This is a genomic window from Parabacteroides sp. D25, from assembly GCF_000307475.1.
Taxonomy (GTDB): domain Bacteria; phylum Bacteroidota; class Bacteroidia; order Bacteroidales; family Tannerellaceae; genus Parabacteroides; species Parabacteroides distasonis.
On the sequence record NZ_JH976508.1, the window covers coordinates 47,980 to 66,630 of the forward strand.

An 18,651-nucleotide genomic window follows, 5' to 3' on the forward strand; every position below is an offset into this window, starting at 1 on the left:
GGACTCGTCTGGATCGTTTATAGCTGGTAGCGGATCGCTACCAGAAACTCCCGGGGACGGATACGTACCCATGAGGTATAGCTTTCCAACGATGCGTATCGCGTGTATCCGTAGGTACGTTTGTCGAACAGGTTTGTCGCCGTGGCGGTGATTTGCAAACGCCGGGATTTCCATAAGACCGAGAAGTCCGCGAAAACGGCGTTGACGGATTGGTCTTCATTCACGTCATTGTGATAATGATCTACGGAAAGGCTTGCCTCTATGGGTGAGAAAATGTAGGAGAGTTGTACTTGTTGGGTGACGTTCCATAAGGGCGCCAAACGGGTACGTTCTCCTATTTTATTTCCTCCGTACCGGATATCGGTTTGGTAACTGGTTTCCCAATGGCGGTTGGGAGTCCAGATCACTTTGGGCTCTAGGCGCATGAGGCGATATTGATAAGGAAGCCTTTGTCCCCCGCTGATTTGCTCGGCCTTGCTGATATTGAGGAGCGCCATGAGCGAGGTCTTTAGCCCTAGATCGTAAAAGCCTTTGGATAGCGTGCTTTTGACGGTATAGCCGGAACCGTGGTTGGACAGCGGTAAGGAGACTCGTTGTACCTGCCCGTTCTCTATACGTTGCTCGTATATACGATTGTACCACTCCCGGTTGTGTGTCAGGTTTACCGTGGCGAAGAATTCCCGTGCTGTACTCTTGTATTCCCCATAAACGGAATAAAGCTGTTGTCTGTAAACCGGGAGGATTCCGCAATTCCAGACGCTATTCCGGTAATCCGTTTGATAAGGCCGGTCGTATAAGTCGGTCATCTCTCCATATCTTTCCTTATAGGAGGCGTGTGCCGTGAAACGCCATGCGTAATTCAGTTTGTAGATAATAGACAGGGACGGATTAACCGAGATGCGGGAGAAACCGACCCCTGTATATCCGGTCCATCTGAGTGGGGAGCTGAGGGATAGGGTCCATTTATAGGTATTCCATTGGTAATCGGGTGAGAGATAAGTTTGCAGGCTTTTCTTGATATTGCTGATCTCCCCGCTTATGCCCACCGTATATCGCTGGGTGAGGGAACCGCTCTTTTTCAGGAATGAAAAGGAATTATCGGTATAAAAGTCGCGTAAGCTCATTGGATAAGGATGGTTATCCAAGCGAAGATCGGCCGCGTTGCTGTGGTAACGGAGCAAAGACTGGACTTCCAACGTGTATTTGTCCAAGCTCCACAGGCTCCGTAAATTATTACGTAAGTTGAGGTTCGGGGTTTTGATGCGTTGGTCCAATGTTGTACGGCCGGTGGAAATTGTGTTTCCGGTTATATGGGAAAGGCTGGATTGCCAATCTCCGGTGGCTGAGAACTGGTTCTTGAGATACCTTTCCTGCGAGTTGTTTTCCACTCCGATATTGAGGTTGGCTTGATCCGAGCGAATGCGGCTATCGCTTTGCTCCGTTAGATGAATCGTGTCCTCGGATTGGTAATAAGTCGTCTCACTCCCCCTTTCCTGTGTTCGCAGGTCGTGGATATAACCGGCGTTTATACGGAGTTGGGTGTTCTCGTTCAGTTTATATAGGCGATTTGCGGATAGGCTGTGTATATGGTTGAACAGCCAGCGCTCTTTCTTTAGCGGGGCGGAGAATGAGGGTTGTAGCAGAAATTGGGGAACCTTGGGCTCGGATAAACGGGATTCGGGTGATTCGGTAAGCGTATTTTGCTCGCCCGATACATCTTGCCCGGTATTATTCCCTTTATATAGATAAGCGGATTGGCTGCTGCGGCTGATCTGCAAGGCGTCAGCGGCTCCTTTCCATAAGAACGGGGATGCGCCGAGACCGCCTTCGGCATTGATCAGCCAGCGATCCCGGAATTCCGGTCTCAGTTTGAGGTTCAACGCTACGTCTTCGGTCTTGATCTTTCTCTGTAACACACGGATCGGTTGGTGGTTCTCCATCACTTGTATGTTCTGTACGGCGTCGGCTCGCAGGTTCTCGCTGATTTGCTTGTATTTCCCGTTGGTGAGATCCAGTCCCTCCACATAGAAATTACGGATCTCTTTCCCGTTGTAAGAGATCTTCCCCAGATCATCGATATCGATACCCGGAAGTTTCCGTAATACGTCCTTGATGGATTGATCCTTTGGGGATAGAAAGCGGGTGACATCATAATTGATCGTATCTTGCTGCCCCCAGACACGTCCCGGACGGATTTCCACCTCCTTTAGGCTGAATACCTGCGGCTCCATCTCAAAACGAAGCGTTTGTCCGGCATGTACGGCTTGTTGCTGGGTTTGGTACCCTAAGAGCGAGACGGAGACGAGAAGTGAGTCCGTCCGCTTCGGTTGGGTGAGGGTAAAGGTCCCTTCATTATTACTTAACGTATAGTTGATCGGAAGGGAGACGTTGCCTCTAGTTAATTGCACGGTGGCCGCTTCTACCGGCAGTTGGCTTTCCCTGTCGATCACGATCCCTCGGATGACGGATTGGGCGGCCAATCCTGCCGGGCAGAGCAGCGTAAGTAAACAAAAAGTGTGTATATGCAGTATGATCCGTTTCATCTTTCTTCCCTTTCTATAGGGTTATACGGCATGTTCTTGGGTTGGTAAGGTTTCCCGTTATCGTCGGTGACGGTCACTTTCACCTGTGGCGAGGTCAAGGCGATGTATCCGATAGGATCGGCGGCATATCGTTCGTAAACCTTTTGCAGGTTCTTGCGGCTGATCGGCTCGAAATCGTTTCCCCCGAAAAGGATCGGGTTCTTATCCCGGCTCAGTTCGATACCCGTGCAGATGAAAGTGTAATGTCCTTGGCTGTCTTGGGCTTTTAGGATCAGGCCCGGTAATCCGCATAATTTCCAAGGACCCTCGCTTTTCGGTATCTCCGGCGTGTACCAAGCCTCATAATGCCTGCCCTTGAAATGACAGGTCGCTTTCCGGCAAGGATAGGACAGGATGGTCATCGTATCGGGCAGTAAGGTCCATTCCGGGCGCTCCTCCTTTTCCTCGCAGCGAAAGCGACTGGCGGCAAGGGCATCCAAGGTCGTGGTCTTTCCCGCCGGATAATTCTTGTAGACCTGCGCGTTGGTCTTGGATGAATATTGTTGCAGGTGTTCATTGATGACTTCTTGTGAGGCTCCGGCGGCTTTGTCGGCCTCTAGTACGGAATCGGTGAGGAATTTGGCGTAACTATAGTAAACGGAGCATTTATCCCCGACCTTCAGCATGAGGGTCTCTTCCTCTTTCTTGTCGGGTTGGAGCGTGTCCGGCATGGACGTGGTCTGGTATTGTACCGTGAAACGTGTCTCGTCGATGGGCTTGGCTCTTAGTACGTCGTTTAGGTTGAAGATGTTGATTGTCACTTGGGCGTTCGTCTCGTGTCCCGCCCCTGACAGACCTACGCAAAGCAGGCCGATTGTCGCTATGATTCGTTTCATGATCTGTTGGTTTTAGAAGTTATTTGTCGCGAATGTAAGAGAGGAACGTTTACCGTAAGGAAGATTTTTATTACTGAAATATTACTCCGCTTATAAAAATGGCTACATGTACGTTGTAATCATGGAGTAGCTATCTATCTTTGCCGGAAAGGAATAAGATATGGGAAAGAGGATTCGATGGATATGGGTAATCTCGTTGGCGGCGGCTTTGGCGGCGATCGGGGTACAAGGCTATTGGTTGTTCAATCAGTTCCGGTATGAGATGTGTACTTATGCGGATGAGATCGCCGGTGAGGTATTTCATGCCGGGCAGGAGGAATTTCGTATGCGGAAGGAAGAGGCGGAGATGACGAAAGGTACTTATATTATAGAACGCCAGTCGAAATACCAGTCTGGTGATAGCGTGTTAAACGGGTTGAAAAACTCGTTCGGTTTCCAGCTTTATCCCAAGGATACGACAAAGATCCATAGTTTTCGGCTTCATCTGGACCCGAATATGCCGGAAGATAGCTTATTAGTTGGGGTAGATCGTTCGGTCGTGGAGTTCTTCGTGCCTTTCTCCGCGGAGCGTTTGGACTCCATCTTGTCTGCCGGTCTGCCCGGTCTGGATTATCGGGTACGTCCGTTCGTAGCGGGCGATACCTTGTCCGGGCAGTCGTCGGCCTTATGGTTGCCGTTATCGAAAAAACTGCTTTCAACCTCTATCTCGATATGCTATTTGTTCGCCCCGATCGAGAGAAAGGCGGTGTGGGTGGATGTGGATCTTCCCATGAATCCGTTATTGGGCCGGATGGGATGGCAGCTTTTCCTAAGTATTTTCCTTATCTTGTTATTGCTGGCTTGTTTGGGTTTCCAGATCCGTACGATCTGGGAGCAAATGCGCTTGAACGAGTTGCGTGAGGGGTTCGTGCATACGATGATCCATGAGCTGAGGCGACCGGTACAAACCTTGAAGGTATTCGTCTCTTTCTTGAATGACCGGGAGATGCGGATGGATGAGGCCACGACGGAACGGGTCCTTCAAGACTCCATGTTCGAGTTGGATAATCTTTCCGCCTATCTGGGAAAATTGAAAGATATGGTCTGTGCGGACGAGCGGGAGACGCTTCTGAGACCTTCCGCTTTTAATCTCCGTGAGTTGGTGGAGAAGGTGGTACGCCTAACCAATATCCCCACCGGGAAAAAAGTCTCTTTCTCGACGGCCTTTCCCCCGGATATGCCGGATCTGACAGCCGATCCGGTACATGTGGCGAATGTCTTGTCTAACTTGATAGAGAACGCTATCAAATATTCGGGAGAGGAAGTGAATATCGATATCGTAGTGCTTTGGAATCAGCAAGGGGTGGGATTGACCGTTTCGGATAATGGCTTCGGTATCGCTCCGGATGAGCGGCGAAAGGTATTCGAGAAGTTTTACCGTTCGTCTCATCTGCCGGATAAGCAAATTCCGGGTATTGGGTTGGGATTGAGCTACGTTCGCCAAATAGTAGAGGCGCATCATGGTTCAGTATCCCTGCGAAGTGAATTAGGTGAAGGCACTCGAATTACTATAAATCTACCTACTGCAGCTTTATGAAATCGACATTGAAAATACTTTTCGCTGACGATGACTTTAAGTATTCCCTCGTCTTGAAGCGATTCTTGGAACGGGAGGGGTATGAGGTGACTTATACCGGCAATGGTACCATGGCTTTGAAGCAATTCCCGGTCGTGAAACCGGATCTGGTCTTGCTGGATATCAACATGCCCGGCCTAAACGGTTTCGAGGTAGCGGAAAAGATCCGTGAGCAAGACCGCCATGTCTTGATCTTTTTCCTTTCCGACCGTTCCGATAAGAACGACCGTTTGAAAGGTTTTAGCTTGCGCGGAAACGATTACTTGGCGAAACCCTTCTATCCGGAAGAGCTGATCGCCCGTATCAAGGACCGTTTTGAGATCGGTGTCCATGAAAGCGTGCAGGAGGAGAGCTTCCATTTCGGAAACACGACCTTCAACTACACCACGAACGAGATCCGTACGGGTAATAACAAGGTATTGATCACTTCCCGCCAAGCGGATATTCTGCGAATCCTGGCGACAAACCTGAATCTGGCGGTGGATCGTGACCTTCTGTTGGAAACCGTCTGGGGAACTAGCTCATACGCCAACTCCCTGGCCTTGAATGTGCAGGTCACCTATCTCCGTAAAGCGCTTCATAACGATCCGTCTACCGGCATTGTATCCTTGCCGAAGAAAGGATATATGCTAAGAGGATAGAATTTATCCGGTAGAATTGGGTTTCTGATCCGTAAGCATTATCTTTGTCCCACAAAGTATTCACAGAAAGAAAATGAATCATATATGAACTTCAGCGAACAATGTTTCCGCATTTTTGAGCAAGCTACGGAGGCTTATCATGTAACTGACAATGTAGATGCTACAGTGCATAATCCCTATGCGGTAAAAAGCATCGAGTTTTATCTTTATCTTAAGAACTGGATCGATGCCGTACAATGGCATTTGGAGGACATTATCCGGAATCCGGAGATCGACCCGGTGGAAGCGCTGGCTATCAAACGCCGCATCGACAAGTCGAATCAAGATCGTACGGATTTGGTAGAGTTGATCGATAGTTTCTTTCTGGATAAATACAAGAACGTGAAAGTCTTGCCGGACGCTACGATCAATACGGAAAGCCCGGCTTGGGCGATCGATCGTCTCTCTATCCTTACGCTAAAGATCTATCATATGCGTGAGGAGGCAAACCGTCCGGATGCTACTGCCGAGCATAAGGCTCGTTGTGAGCAGAAACTGGCGGTGCTGATGGAGCAGAAGAAGGATTTGTCGATGGCTTTGGATCAATTGCTATCCGATATCCGTGACGGTAAGAAATACATGAAGGTCTACAAGCAAATGAAGATGTACAACGACCCGGCCTTGAATCCTGTGTTGTACGGTAAGAAATAATGGCAAATATATTAGTAATACGACTTTCGGCTATCGGGGATGTGGCGATGACCGTTCCCGTTATCTATTCCGCAGCCAAGGCGAATCCTACGGACTCGTTTACCGTGTTGACGCAAGCGTTCTTGATCCCGGTTTTTATCAACCGCCCGAAGAACGTGAACGTGATCGGTATCAATACGAAGAGCACGGAGAAAACGTTGGCGGGATTGCTTCGTTTTGCCTCTGCCTTGGTGAAATACGATTTCGATATGGTGCTGGATTTGCACGATGTGTTGCGAACCATGATTATCCGTACGCTGTTCCGCTTGAACGGCAGACGGGTGTTTGTCGTGGATAAGGCCCGGAAAGATCGTGCCCGGTTGACCGACGCGAAGCATAAACGATTTAAACAACTTCGCCCGGTGATCGAACGTTATGCGGATGTGTTCCGTAACGCTGGACTTCATTATACGGAATCGTTCACCTCGCTTTATGAGACCTCGACCCCTGATTTATCCGCCTTGGAACCCCTTGCGGGAACGAAGACGGGCAAATGGATCGGTATCGCCCCCTTCGCCAAGCACCGGGGAAAGATTTATCCGACCGGGGAGATGGAGCTGGTCATGGCCGAGCTTTCCGATCGAGAGGATTTTACCATCTTCCTGTTCGGTGGTCGTGGCTACGAGGAGGCGCTCTTGGATCAATGGGCTTTTGAGTATCCCCGGGTAAAAAGCGTGGCGGGCAAGTATTCCTTGGATCAGGAACTGGCCTTGATCAGCCGGTTGGATCTGTTGATTTGCATGGATTCCGCCAATATGCATTTCGCTTCCTTGGTCGGTACACGGGTGCTTTCCGTTTGGGGCGCTACCCATCCCTATGCCGGATTTTACGGATATCATCAGGATCCGGAAGATTGTATCCAGTTGGACTTACCTTGCCGTCCTTGTTCCGTATTCGGCCAAAAGCCCTGCCTGCGGAAGGATTGGGCGTGTATGAGACAGCTCAATCCGGATCTAATCATAAACAAGGTATTAACCTCTTTAAATGAAATGGTTTCGGATGAAGGAGGTCATTAACCCGGCGTACGGGCGATTCGAGGATTTTGTAAGGCGTGTACCTCGTATATTTTCGGAAGAGGGAAAAACGATTTATAAGGCGAGGAATGAGATCAAGGTTTTTGAGGTAGATGGTGTGGAACTGAATGTCAAGCGGTATAGAATCCCCCTCTTGATAAACCGTGTTATTTATCGTTTTTTCCGTCAGCCTAAGGCTGTGCGAGCCTATGAGTACGCTCTGCGATTGGTTGCCAAGGGGTTTGAGACTCCTGCCCCGATCGCTTATGTCCTTTTTCGGGAGAAAGGCCTTTTGGGATATAGTTATTTTATCAGTTTGCAATCCAGCTATAAGACATTGTATAAAGTCGGACAGCGTCCGGTAGAGGAGAACGAGGATATTTTCCGTGCGTTAGGTACTTATATGGCAAAGTTGCATGAGGCGGAGGTTTATCATGCCGATTTCTCTCCCGGAAATGTATTGTACGATCGTACGGAGGAAGGGGTTAAGTTCTCCTTGATCGATATAAACCGGATGCACTTCGGGCCTGTCTCGCTGAAACGAGGATGCGCGAATTTCTCCCGTTTGTGGGGACGGGAAGCCGCTTTTCGTTTAATGGCAGAGACCTATGCCGAGAGCCGGCATTTTGATAAAGCGGAATGCCTTCGTTGGATATTATACTATCGAAATCGTTTCTGGAAGAAATATGCGTTGAAGCATGAGATTGAATTTGAATTATAGACTTTTATGAAAATACAAATACTCCGGTTCTGTTTAGTTGTTAGTTGTCTTTTGGCCTATGTATCTCCGGTTAAGGCGTTAGAATGGTGGGAAAAGGTAGAGTATCTGACTTACTCGCCCCGTTATTTCGGGCCAAATGCCTTTCCGATTCCCGAGTTGGTAGGAGGAAGCCTGTCCAGCCGTTGGGAAGTGGAGCTTCGGGGGGAATATCATAAGACGCGAGGCGATCAGACGAAAGATATCTTTACCCGTTTGTACATTCCTGTCGTAAAGGGACGTGTAGGAGTGAATGTCAGTTGGGTATTCCAAGAATGGTATGAGATGTCGCCGGAAGTGCGGGATGAGCGTTATGCGGTAGAACTGAAATCCCCGATTGTTTGCCGGGGCGACGTGATCTTTAATTTTTATTTCCAAGCCCTCCGGAGCGAGAAATGGATGGATATCGTGGTAAGCGCCAACCTGAAAACCGCCAGTGGCGGACGCTTGTGCGACGCTCGTTATACGGATGCGGCCTCTTATTGGTTCGACGCCAATCTGGGACGTACGTTGTGGAAGCGGAAAGATGTAAACGCTTCGATCCGTGTGCAAGCTTTAGCGGGTTTTTATTGTTGGATGACTAACGATGTCGTTAATCGTCAGAACGACGCTTTCTGTTATGGGGCAGGTGTGTCAGGGACCTATCGGGGGGTCTCGTTGGATTGTAATTATGCCGGTTTCCGGGGATATCGGGATAATGGGGATAAGCCGATGATTCTACGGACAAAGCTAAATTATGAGCTTAAGAAAAATATCCTGTCCTTCCAATATAAACATGGAATGAAGGACCATCTTTATGATAGCTATTCATTAGCTTATATCCGTTGTTTCTGAATCTGTAAATAATCTATGCTTTCTTGATCGACCTGAATAACGTGGCGAAGCCGTCTGTATAAGCCTTTACGCTGAAATCTTGGATGATATGCTCACGTGAGGCCTTGGCGAACGCTTCCAATCGCTCCGGGTTATCGATAAGCGAGCGGATAGACGCCGCCATTTGTTGAGGAGAAGAAGGCGGCACTAACAATCCGGTGACTCCGTCTATGATTAAGTCTCTTGCTCCCGGTATGTCTGTTACGATACAAGGTACTGAACAAGCCATAGCCTCTCGCACGACTCTTGGGGAGGCATCCCGGTGCGAGGGAAGTATAAACAACTGGGACGTGACCAGAAAAGAGATGGCGTCGGAACGCTGTCCCAGAAAATGAATTTGTGCGCTTACCTTCGACTGTTGGGCTAATTGGAAATCATTTTCCCCATATTCTCCCACGATTGTAAGATGTACCCGTGGATCATCCAATAAGATAAACGCATCAATCAAATCGGTTAAGCCTTTGAACGGCCTGTTCTTCGTCGCTCCGATATAGATGCAACGAAAGGCGTCGTCCGGAATATCGTCTGCTTGTTTGGGCGTACGGACTGCCTCCTTGATCCAATCGATATCAAATGGCTTTGTGCTGGTCGTTAGTCTTTTTCGTGCGATGAATCGGGAGAGATATTCCTCGATATCTTTGGTCTCGCATACGACATGCTCCACGGCGGGATTTAATATGCCTAGATAATAGGTCGGATCGAACCGCTTCAATTTAGCCTGCGTACCTCGGTATGCGATATTCTTCGCCCGTGTGCCTATGGAAGCGAATAGAGCGTTTGATAAACCGGAACTACTCGGTGAGTAGATAAGGTCGATCCGATAAGTCTTGATGATTTTGCGCAGGGCACGAATAACGTTCCAGTTGAACTTCGAGGTAATGACCGGCAGATCCAAAGGTGTACAATTCCCATAGATATTTTTGTCGGTATACGATTGGGGAGAAGCGATATAGATGTTGAAGTCCTCAAGCTTGGACAATCCTTCCAGCATTTTGTAGGTTGCTATATCGGCTTCTTTATAGACTAAAAGTATATTCATTGTGTATGGATAAAATGGATTTGCTAAGATCGTGAGATATTCTCGTATACTCGCATGAAATGAGCCGCTAATACGTCGGGCATGAATCGCCGTATATTCTCTCGTCCGCCGGAACGCATGGATTCGGCCAGCTTCGGCTCGTTCAATACGGACTCTATCAAGCCGCGCAGTTCTTGTTCGTTTCTTGGATCGGTATATAAAGCGGACGGTCCGCCCGCCTCTTCCAGACAAGAACCGGTAGCCGCTATCACCGGAATACCGGCAAGCTGGGCTTCTAAGATCGGGATACCGAATCCTTCGAAAAACGAGGGATAGACAAATAAGGTCGCCATCTGATAGAAAGCGGCTAATTCGTTAAAAGGTATATGAGTCAAGATATGGACGCGACCGGACAGGTTGTTTTCCCGGATATAAGTCTCTACCGTGTCCGTATAAGGCGTATGCTTACCGATAGCGATCACGGAGATATCTTCTTTCAGCTTTTTCAGGGCTTTTACCAGAAGCAATAAATTTTTCCGTTCCTCGATGCTCCCTACATATAATATATAAGGCCCGTTTATCTGATATTTCTCGCGTACGGACGATTTCACGTCTTCTTGAACCGCTTGGCCGAATATCGGGTCACAACCTTGGTAAACAACCTCGATCTTGCTTTCCGGAATGTGGAAGAAGTCCCGGATGTCTCGCATCGTCTGTCGGCTGATCGCTATGATCTTGTCCGACCGTAAACAAGCTTGCTTGAATTTGTAGGTATAGATGGAACGATCGATCGGTTTATAAAGCTGCGGGTAACGCAAGAAGATCAAGTCATGTATCGTTACGACCGCTGGGATTCCGTTCTGTTTTAGATTCATAGGAATCTCATTACTCAAGCCATGGAACAGATCTACGTGCTCTTTTCGAAGCGTAGCCGTTAGGCCCGAGGTACGCCATAAAGACGGAAATAGTTTATCGAACCTGCCTTCCGGATAATGGAATGAGACACTTGGACGCTCCTCGATCCGTTTCCGTAACACTTCTTTGCCTTTGCCCGGCGTATAGAGTTGATAGGTATGCTCCGGGAAAGAAGCGGACAAACTATTCACTATGAACCGGCTATAATTACCCAGTCCGGTAGCGTTATGCGTAATCCGTTTTGCGTCGAAAGCGATCTTCATAGGCTTGAATTCGATATATTGGGCAAATATACGATATAATTTTAATTACCTTTACCTCATTTCCTTCCGAAATCCGCCGGGATCTCCCCCCATACGGATGTTTCCCATTTGAGGATCTGGGTGGTATAGGTATGGGTGTTCAACCATTTCTCGGCCCGCTCGATGAGGTCGAAGATAGGTTCGTTGATCGGTTTACGTGCTAATAGGGTTTTGCATTTCTTTTTCTTGACCCAGCTGATGGCGTTGCGGCTATCCGAATAGATCGGCAGGTCGCTTCCCTTTTGCTGTAGCAAGGCGAGGCCGTGTACTAAGGCGAGGAATTCCCCGACATTGTTCGTGCCCTCCTTCAGCGGGCCGATATGGAAGATCTCTTGCCCGGTAGCGGTATAAACGCCTCTGTACTCCATATCCCCGGGATTACCGCTACAGGCGGCGTCTACGGCAAGACTCTCATTGATGGGGTTCCCGATCGGGGCTTCTGGCGCGAGACGGGCCACGGCTTTCGGGGAAGAGGCGGTCTTTAGGTAATGGGTATAGCCGGCCTCGAAGGCTTTGGCGGCTTCCTCCCGGTTCTCGAAGGATTTATATTTGGCTCCCTCTTGTCCGTCTACCTGTGCCTTGCATTCCGCCCAGTTATCATAGATTCCCGGGTTCAACCCTTTCCATACGACATAAAACTTATTCTTGGCCATGACTCTTACTCAAGATTTCTTGTGAGAATTGCGTATAGGTACCGAACGGCGCTCTTTTATCCTTGAAGAAACGGATCAAGGCGTCCAGCCTTCTTTCCATGCCGCAACCGGAATGGTTGGTCATGATAAACGGCAACTTTAGCTCTTTCCGGTCGCTCAAGGAGGTAAACTCCCACGGATGGAAATAGGTCAGGAAATAACCGTCCTCTTTCCAAGTCCAAAGCGCTAACTTACGGTACAAGGTGGCCGGAAGGTTATGGTAAGCCAGCCAAAACAAGGGGAAACGGACGATCGGGGTCACCGAGGCGGGCAGTTGCAATACGCCATCTTTCATGAAATAGGTGCGGGGTTGCCCCAGATGGTTATAACGGCCGGGAATACAAGTCGGGTTCAAGGACGAGTTGTATAAGTAACCGGCCTTATGGATCTCTTCTTCTTCGACGGGCATCATGCGGGCCATACGGAAACCGTTCACCGGTTGTCCGGTCAGTTCCTCCAATGCCTCTTTGGACTTGCGTAGATCGGCGGTCTCGAACGACGAGTGATAAAAACCATGCGAAGCGATCTCATGTCCACCCTTTTGGATGTCCAAGATCAAATCCTTCGCATGAAGGGCGAAGTTCGCCGTGCAAAAGAAAGTCGCTTTTACCCGGTGACGGGCCAGACATGCCAATATCTTCCGGGTTCCTTCCACGGAAGTACGCATTTGTTCCTCGAACGGCAATTCCACGCCGTGTTCCAATGGAGCGTCAAACTCCTCGATATCAAAACTAAGTAATATCATGAATGTTAATTAATCTCTATGAAATAAGATGGATAAGAAGTTCAACGCTTCCCGCCGCAGGACCTTGAATCCCATATCGGATACCGCTAGTCCTTCTTTGATGTTCGCATTGATCGTCCGTAAGTTTATCTCTTTCCGGCGACTTGCCTTATAGATAAATTCTGTATCGAACAGGAAGCTATTGATACGGGTGGTCAGGAATATCGCTTGTCCCGCTTGACTGAATCCTTTCATACCTCCTTGCGTATCCTTGATCTTGATCCTCAAAATCCATGTGTTACATATATGGGATAGCTTGGATAGCACTTTTCGGAAAGGAGGCAAATTCTCCTGATAACTTTTGCTACGGGTAGCCACGACCACGTCCGCTCCTCCTAGCAACGTCTCGACCATCCTGCCGAACGAGTCGTTTGTATAAGGGAAATCGTAGTCCGTATAAATAATGTAGGGAGAGGTACATCGCTTTACTGCCTCTCGCAAGGCATATCCTTTTCCCCTGTTGGGCTTATAGTCTACGACGCAGACATTCGGTATCAATTGCCGGAGGCGGTCAATCGTTTCCGGCTCGTATCCCCGTCTCGAACCATCACTGACAATAAAAAGGTGGAAACGTACCGGGCTGAATAATCGCTCCACTTCGCGGAAATGGGTGGCTACTCGTTCCTCCCAGCCCGAAGGCGGGTTGTAACAAGGTAATACCAAATCTATGTCTGCTCGTGCGTTCATTCCATTTATACCTTTACCGGATTATAACTCCTCGTACACATCTCAAATGTCAGCTTTAGCCAGATCAGCATACAAGGCAACGCTTTTAACGCATACGGGTATACATAATGCACTCGTATGTATTTCGGGAAAAGATCGGACGGAGACATGCTGGTCAATATAAAGGCGAAGACCATCAAGACAATATCCAATGTCGAACGTTTCCACGGTACAGCCGTATACCAAATAGCGACTCCGATAAACGCTATGATATAGGTACTGGACTCGCTACCCGTGCTGAACAGTACGACAAACATCAACACCGAGGCCAATAACGTTTTCCGGAAAGCCTCATATTTATATTGACTGATGCGTAGATAAGGCAGGCCGAATACTATTAATCCCCCTATTATCAGATAAATGTCCGAGTAACTGACCGATCCCGATATCTTACGAACCATTCCCAAGAAGGAAATGTTCTGCATGAGCGCAAATAAGTTCTCCGAATTTTTTCCGGATAAGTCCTCGAACCAACCGGTATATTGGGACATTATATAATCCGGCCCGGACAATATCATCGGGGCTACGACCATGATGACCGCCCATCCTACGCAAGATAGGCTAAACTTCATCTTATGGCGAGAGAAAAAGAAGAATGCCAATCCCGTGATCCCATACAATTTAGTAAAGGTACCCAACATGATCACGAAAGCGGCCCATACGTCTTTCTCTTTCTCTATCAATGCGTAGGCGAGGACAATGATAGCGGCGATACTGATATTAAATTGCGACATGAAAAGCGAGGTAAGCAACTCGTGGGCACAGAACCAATAGATAAAGATACGTTCCCGCTTGATCCCCGGCAGCATCTTGACCGCCCAGAATAAGAAAAGGCTTTGCGCCACCGACCAAGTGAGCAGTCCTAACCATAACGGTGTAATGGCGAACGGAGCCACTACCAAGCTAAATACCGGCCCGTAGTGAAAAATGTCGTTGTATTCTTCCGGATAGGCGGCATAGAGCGGCAATTCATTCAACGTATGCCAAAAGGATTGTCTGAAGATCGAGAAGTTGTTATATTTCCCGGGGAAATACTTGGTAATCCATGCGATAACCCCCAGCAATGTCCATAGCCCCATCAAGGTACTATATTTGCTGAAGAATGGTTTATGGATGATCGTATTGAATTTATCTATAAATTTCATCATCGAATCTCTATCTGTCTACGGGGCAAAATTACATAAAAACGGTGACTTTTATGCGAGTTAAATAAAAATACTATTTTTGCGTCCAAAACTGGTAAGAGATTATTTATGAATGAAATGTTGAGATACACGATCATTCGTGTCATTCTGTTTGTAATGGGAGGCTTTCTTGTTCTCGGATGTTCGGATGAAGATGATGTGGATAATAGTGGAGGAACGAGTAAATATGGTTTAATACGGATGGCGGAGGAGGATTATGATTCGTCGAATACTTCTTATATCCTTCGGGATGAGGAACCGGACGAGGTTCTTTTCGATTCGTCAAAGCGAAAATTCAAGGTGAATGAGCCTTTGCAGGTGTCAGTTACCGGGCAGAAGGAGTTGATGCTTCGTTTCTATTCTCCTAGAGCTATCCATAATGTGATTGTCTGGGCTACGGTTGAGGGTTGTGAGGATGAGGTACGGTTTGCGGAGTTTACTACGGTTTTACCTTTTCAGGAGTTTAAAATGAAGCTGCCTTTTCTAGAACGGGCGAAGGTTTATTATACACGTTCCGGCGAGGAGGTTACCATAGATGCCCATCCGGATATCGTGGCCGAGAATATAAGTTTGCGGGTTGAATGTGGAGATCCGGTCTATCAAGGAATGATAAACGTGAAACCTAAGTGGGATATTTGGTTTGGTAAATATTCTGGTTCGAACTGGGGCAACTTCAGGCCACATCTGGCTCGTGAGGCGGTTGCCCTTTCCTTGAATATGGCCGCGATGTTTTCTTCCTCGCTTTTTGATGAGGAACTGGAGAAGTGGCGCGGCAAGCTGATAAATAACGAGCAAATCGTGGATATAGATGTGTTGAAGAAACAGATCACGAATCATGGCGGGTTGTGTTATGGACGCGTGGTGAATGTTGTCGGTCTGGGTGGAGGAAATACCTTTGGGCTAGGTGAATATGTCTATCTGACCCATTATGCCGACGATGCCAATGGTTCTGACACGCCGTATCATGAGCTGGCGCACTGCTTGGGGTATGGGCATAGTGGGAATATGACGTACTATCCGGCGGAAGGCGGTTTCCCTACAATTTGTATGAAGGTTTACTCACAGCTTTCCGTGAGCAAGAAATTACCGGTTTATTCCCGCCGTTTCTTGCATACCCGGAGGAATAAGAATCTGGTAGAGAATAAAAACGTGTATACTTCCTCGAAATACATTATCGATGATCCGGAATTGGATGCCATAGATGGCGGGCTTGGGCTTGCTCCGATGGAGACGGATAGGGCTGGTGATGAGGGTTCTCCTCTCTCATTTACACTTTCTGTCTTGGATATTCCCGGTGCCACTGTGGAAACTTTTCATCCGAAAGCGGTCCATCTTTATGGGAATACGCTATATGTAGCAAATGACGCTCCGGGACATTATAGTTTGGAGGTCTTTGATGTATCTTCCGGTAATGTGCGTCATGTGAAAAGTATGGTTGAGTGGATGAACGGAGATAAGAAAGAGACCTTTGCGGGGGAGCCAAACGGCGTGACTCGCTCGTATGGGAAAATATATGTCACGAATACGGGAAGCCGTACGGATGTGTTTGATGCGGAAACGTATGAGTTCATTACTTGTATCGGTACGGGTACTTGGGGTGAGGGTGGTTATCAGACCGTTCATGCGTTTGATGTGACGGCTAGTCAAGGGGCTGTCTTTATCCGGGATAAACGGAAACTGGTAGTTGTCTTGGAGCAAGATGTACAGCCCGGTTCCGCTGCTCGGGTACCTATATATAGCCGTAGCGTAAATTTACAAGAGGCAATGGGTACTTATGCAGTAGCGGCACGAAATGATGGCTTTTTATATGTGACGGCCCAGAATAAAAATATAATCTATTTATTCGATCCTGCGGACATTCGGGCAGGGGACACGGGCTTTGCGCCGTATCTGGTGACATTGGGATTTGAAAAGTCTCCCCAGTCGATAGCGTTTGTAGGGGATCGTTTGTTTGTTACGCTTCGTGTCGATGATAAACGGTCGGAGCTATGGGAGATCAGCCCTAAGAACGGAAAATTATTGCAGGACTTTACTGATTCGATGGTCTATCCCGAGAAAATAGCCGGTGCTCGTCATACTTTATTGGTAGTGGATCGTGCGACCCAGACAGTAAAAGCCATTGGCCTATGATTTTTTTATTGATTCTTAGGAATAAAGAAGATGGAGTTCCCGGAAAAAGTTTACATTTGCGAAAACTATTATAATAACGTATGAAACGTGTTTTTTTGGTCGGATATATGGGAGCGGGCAAGACAACGGTGGGAAAAGAGCTTGCCAAGCTCGCCGGTCTTTCGTTCATAGATCTTGATTACTATATCGAAGGGCGTTATCATAAGGCCGTTTCGCAGATATTCGCCGAGAGAGGGGAGGAGGCTTTCCGAGAGATAGAACGGAATATGCTTCACGAGGTCGCTGAGTTTGAGGACGTGCTGATCTCCACGGGAGGAGGCGCTCCTTGCTTTTTCGATAACATGGAGTTTATGAACGCTTCTGGCACGACGGTTTACTTGAAGGTGTCAGTCGAGGAGCTGGCGAAGCGTCTGGAGTTGTGCAAACATACCCGTCCGGTGTTGAAAGGACGTTCCGGGGAGGAACTGAAGGCGTTTATCGCCGAGAGTCTGGAGAAAAGGAATCCGTTTTATACGAAGGCGTCCATAACGTTTGATGCCGAGAAGATGTTAACAGAATCTGATGTACATGACATATCGAACGCGTTAATGAAAATCCTATAGCATATGGAAGCGAACGACGGCCGGCAGGCACAGGGGGCCTATATCCCGCAGGAATTATTGAAAGAGATCAGCAAGGTGAATAACCGTTTGCTCATCGGTATTCCTCGTGAACAATGCGAGGCGGAAAAACGTTTGCCGTTAACTCCGGAGGCGGTGGATATGCTGACCGATTGCGGTCACCGGGTGCTGGTGGAAAGTGGCGCCGGATTAGGTATCAACTATTCCGATAATCATTTCTCGGAGGCGGGGGCGGAGATCGTCGATACGCCCGCAGAAGTTTTCCAAGCGGATCTGATCTTGAAGATATTGCCTCCGTTGCCGGTGGAAATCGCACTTATGAGACCTCGCACGACCGTTTTCTCATTGGTGCAGTTTAATTTATTCGCTCAAGAGGCTTTCGAGTTGATGATGGCGAAACGGATTACCGCTATCTCTTATGAGTTGATGGCGGATGAATATAATCGTTTCCCGGTGCTGAATGTCACTTCCGAGATCGAGGGGGCGGCTTCCATAACGATCGCTTCCGAGCTGTTGAGCAATACCCAAGGAGGTAAAGGGATCTTATTAGGCGGTATCCCGGGCGTATCCCCTACAGAAGTGGTGATTATCGGGGCCGGAAACGCCGGGACCGTGGCCGCGCGTGCCGCGTTGGCCTTGGGAGCATCCGTGAAAGTATTCGATGATGATATCAATAAATTGCGTATAATACAACAGGTCTTGGGGCAAGGGCTTTTTACTTCCACGTTCCATCCGAATGTGCTGCATAATGCGTTTCGTAGCGCTGACGTGGTGATCGGGGCGATGCGTTATATTAATACGAGACATCGCTATATTATCGCTACGGACTTGGTGCGTACGATGAAAAAGGGAGCTTTGGTGATCGATCTGAGGGTAAGCCAAGGCGGTTGCTTTGAGACGACTTGCTGCTTGTCGAGGGAAGATCCTGCGGTGTTCGAGCAATATGGGGTATTACATTATTGTAAACTGAATATCAGCAACCGGGTGGCTCGTACTACCTCGATGGCTTATAGTAATATATTCGTACCTTTATTATTGTCGTTGGGCGACGCCGGTTCCGTGCAAGGAATGATCAAATCGGATAAGGGCTTTAGGGCGGGAGTATATATGTATTATGGGAAGACAGTGAATAGTTATGTGTCTAACCATTTTAATCTATCATCTAATAATCTTGATCTATACCTCTCTGCTTTTTGATGCGGAAAAGTTTTGAACTCGCAAAGTTTATGCTTTA

The 18,651-nt window shown here is 48.1% G+C and carries 17 protein-coding genes; 9 read left to right on the top strand and 8 right to left on the bottom strand.

Annotated features, from left to right (window positions below; translation table 11 throughout):
* Positions 1–17 precede the first annotated feature (17 nt).
* Together HMPREF0999_RS18905 and HMPREF0999_RS18910 are read right to left on the bottom strand one after the other, a co-directional pair.
* Positions 18–2,543, bottom strand: coding sequence for a carboxypeptidase-like regulatory domain-containing protein (locus HMPREF0999_RS18905; RefSeq protein ID WP_009276640.1), 2,526 nt, complete (start codon positions 2,541–2,543; stop codon positions 18–20).
* Positions 2,540–3,418: a GLPGLI family protein gene (locus HMPREF0999_RS18910; protein ID WP_009276641.1), complete on the bottom strand. Its 879-nt coding sequence runs from the start codon at positions 3,416–3,418 to the stop codon at positions 2,540–2,542. Before HMPREF0999_RS18910 ends, HMPREF0999_RS18905 begins: the two co-directional genes overlap by 4 nt.
* Positions 3,419–3,578: 160 nt before the next feature.
* On the opposite strand from HMPREF0999_RS18910, the gene HMPREF0999_RS18915 reads away from it, so the two are divergent.
* From HMPREF0999_RS18915 to HMPREF0999_RS18940, 6 genes are all read left to right on the top strand, one after another.
* The gene (locus HMPREF0999_RS18915) at positions 3,579–4,994 is read left to right on the top strand and encodes a sensor histidine kinase (RefSeq protein ID WP_009276642.1); all 1,416 of its coding nucleotides are present in this window, start codon (positions 3,579–3,581) and stop codon (positions 4,992–4,994) included.
* Positions 4,991–5,674, top strand: coding sequence for a response regulator transcription factor (locus HMPREF0999_RS18920; protein ID WP_009276643.1), 684 nt, complete (start codon positions 4,991–4,993; stop codon positions 5,672–5,674). Before HMPREF0999_RS18915 ends, HMPREF0999_RS18920 begins: the two co-directional genes overlap by 4 nt.
* A gap of 84 nt (positions 5,675–5,758) precedes the next feature.
* The gene (locus HMPREF0999_RS18925; protein WP_005860709.1) at positions 5,759–6,364 is read left to right on the top strand and encodes a DUF4254 domain-containing protein; all 606 of its coding nucleotides are present in this window, start codon (positions 5,759–5,761) and stop codon (positions 6,362–6,364) included.
* Positions 6,364–7,419 carry a glycosyltransferase family 9 protein gene (locus HMPREF0999_RS18930; RefSeq protein WP_009276644.1) on the top strand — a complete coding sequence of 352 codons (1,056 nt, stop codon included), beginning with the start codon at positions 6,364–6,366 and terminating at the stop codon, positions 7,417–7,419. Before HMPREF0999_RS18925 ends, HMPREF0999_RS18930 begins: the two co-directional genes overlap by 1 nt.
* The gene (locus tag HMPREF0999_RS18935; protein ID WP_008774328.1) at positions 7,403–8,137 is read left to right on the top strand and encodes a lipopolysaccharide kinase InaA family protein; all 735 of its coding nucleotides are present in this window, start codon (positions 7,403–7,405) and stop codon (positions 8,135–8,137) included. The genes HMPREF0999_RS18930 and HMPREF0999_RS18935 overlap by 17 nt, the downstream gene beginning before the upstream one ends.
* Before the next feature lie 6 nt (positions 8,138–8,143).
* The gene (locus HMPREF0999_RS18940; RefSeq protein ID WP_009276645.1) at positions 8,144–9,007 is read left to right on the top strand and encodes a hypothetical protein; all 864 of its coding nucleotides are present in this window, start codon (positions 8,144–8,146) and stop codon (positions 9,005–9,007) included.
* A gap of 13 nt (positions 9,008–9,020) precedes the next feature.
* Here the strand turns inward: HMPREF0999_RS18940 and HMPREF0999_RS18945 are convergent, their stop codons facing one another.
* Genes HMPREF0999_RS18945 through HMPREF0999_RS18970 form a run of 6 tightly spaced genes read right to left on the bottom strand, consistent with a single transcriptional unit; the run spans position 9,021 to position 14,631 of the window.
* Complete coding sequence (locus tag HMPREF0999_RS18945; RefSeq protein ID WP_009276646.1) at positions 9,021–10,085, bottom strand: glycosyltransferase; 1,065 nt, start codon at positions 10,083–10,085, stop codon at positions 9,021–9,023.
* Between the two features lie 23 nt (positions 10,086–10,108).
* Complete coding sequence (locus HMPREF0999_RS18950) at positions 10,109–11,242, bottom strand: glycosyltransferase family 4 protein (protein WP_009276647.1); 1,134 nt, start codon at positions 11,240–11,242, stop codon at positions 10,109–10,111.
* Positions 11,243–11,298: 56 nt separating this feature from the next.
* A complete protein-coding gene (locus tag HMPREF0999_RS18955) occupies positions 11,299–11,934 on the bottom strand; it encodes a viroplasmin family protein (RefSeq protein WP_009018726.1) in 636 nt (211 codons plus the stop codon).
* Positions 11,921–12,718 carry a polysaccharide deacetylase family protein gene (locus tag HMPREF0999_RS18960; RefSeq protein ID WP_009018725.1) on the bottom strand — a complete coding sequence of 266 codons (798 nt, stop codon included), beginning with the start codon at positions 12,716–12,718 and terminating at the stop codon, positions 11,921–11,923. The genes HMPREF0999_RS18955 and HMPREF0999_RS18960 overlap by 14 nt, the downstream gene beginning before the upstream one ends.
* Positions 12,719–12,727: 9 nt before the next feature.
* Positions 12,728–13,444 (bottom strand): glycosyltransferase family 2 protein, encoded by a 717-nt coding sequence (locus HMPREF0999_RS18965; RefSeq protein ID WP_009276648.1) that lies wholly within the window; start codon positions 13,442–13,444, stop codon positions 12,728–12,730.
* Positions 13,445–13,449: 5 nt separating this feature from the next.
* On the bottom strand, positions 13,450–14,631 hold the full coding sequence (locus tag HMPREF0999_RS18970) for a glycosyltransferase family 87 protein (protein ID WP_009276649.1): 1,182 nt from the start codon (positions 14,629–14,631) through the stop codon (positions 13,450–13,452).
* Between the two features lie 105 nt (positions 14,632–14,736).
* Between HMPREF0999_RS18970 and HMPREF0999_RS18975 the strand changes: the two genes are divergently transcribed.
* The 3 genes from HMPREF0999_RS18975 (at position 14,737) to HMPREF0999_RS18985 (ending at position 18,614) form a co-directional block, all read left to right on the top strand.
* Positions 14,737–16,797 carry a hypothetical protein gene (locus HMPREF0999_RS18975; protein WP_009276650.1) on the top strand — a complete coding sequence of 687 codons (2,061 nt, stop codon included), beginning with the start codon at positions 14,737–14,739 and terminating at the stop codon, positions 16,795–16,797.
* A gap of 80 nt (positions 16,798–16,877) precedes the next feature.
* Complete coding sequence (locus HMPREF0999_RS18980) at positions 16,878–17,399, top strand: shikimate kinase (RefSeq protein ID WP_009276651.1); 522 nt, start codon at positions 16,878–16,880, stop codon at positions 17,397–17,399.
* A gap of 3 nt (positions 17,400–17,402) precedes the next feature.
* Positions 17,403–18,614 (top strand): alanine dehydrogenase, encoded by a 1,212-nt coding sequence (locus tag HMPREF0999_RS18985; RefSeq protein WP_009276652.1) that lies wholly within the window; start codon positions 17,403–17,405, stop codon positions 18,612–18,614.
* Positions 18,615–18,651 lie beyond the last annotated feature (37 nt).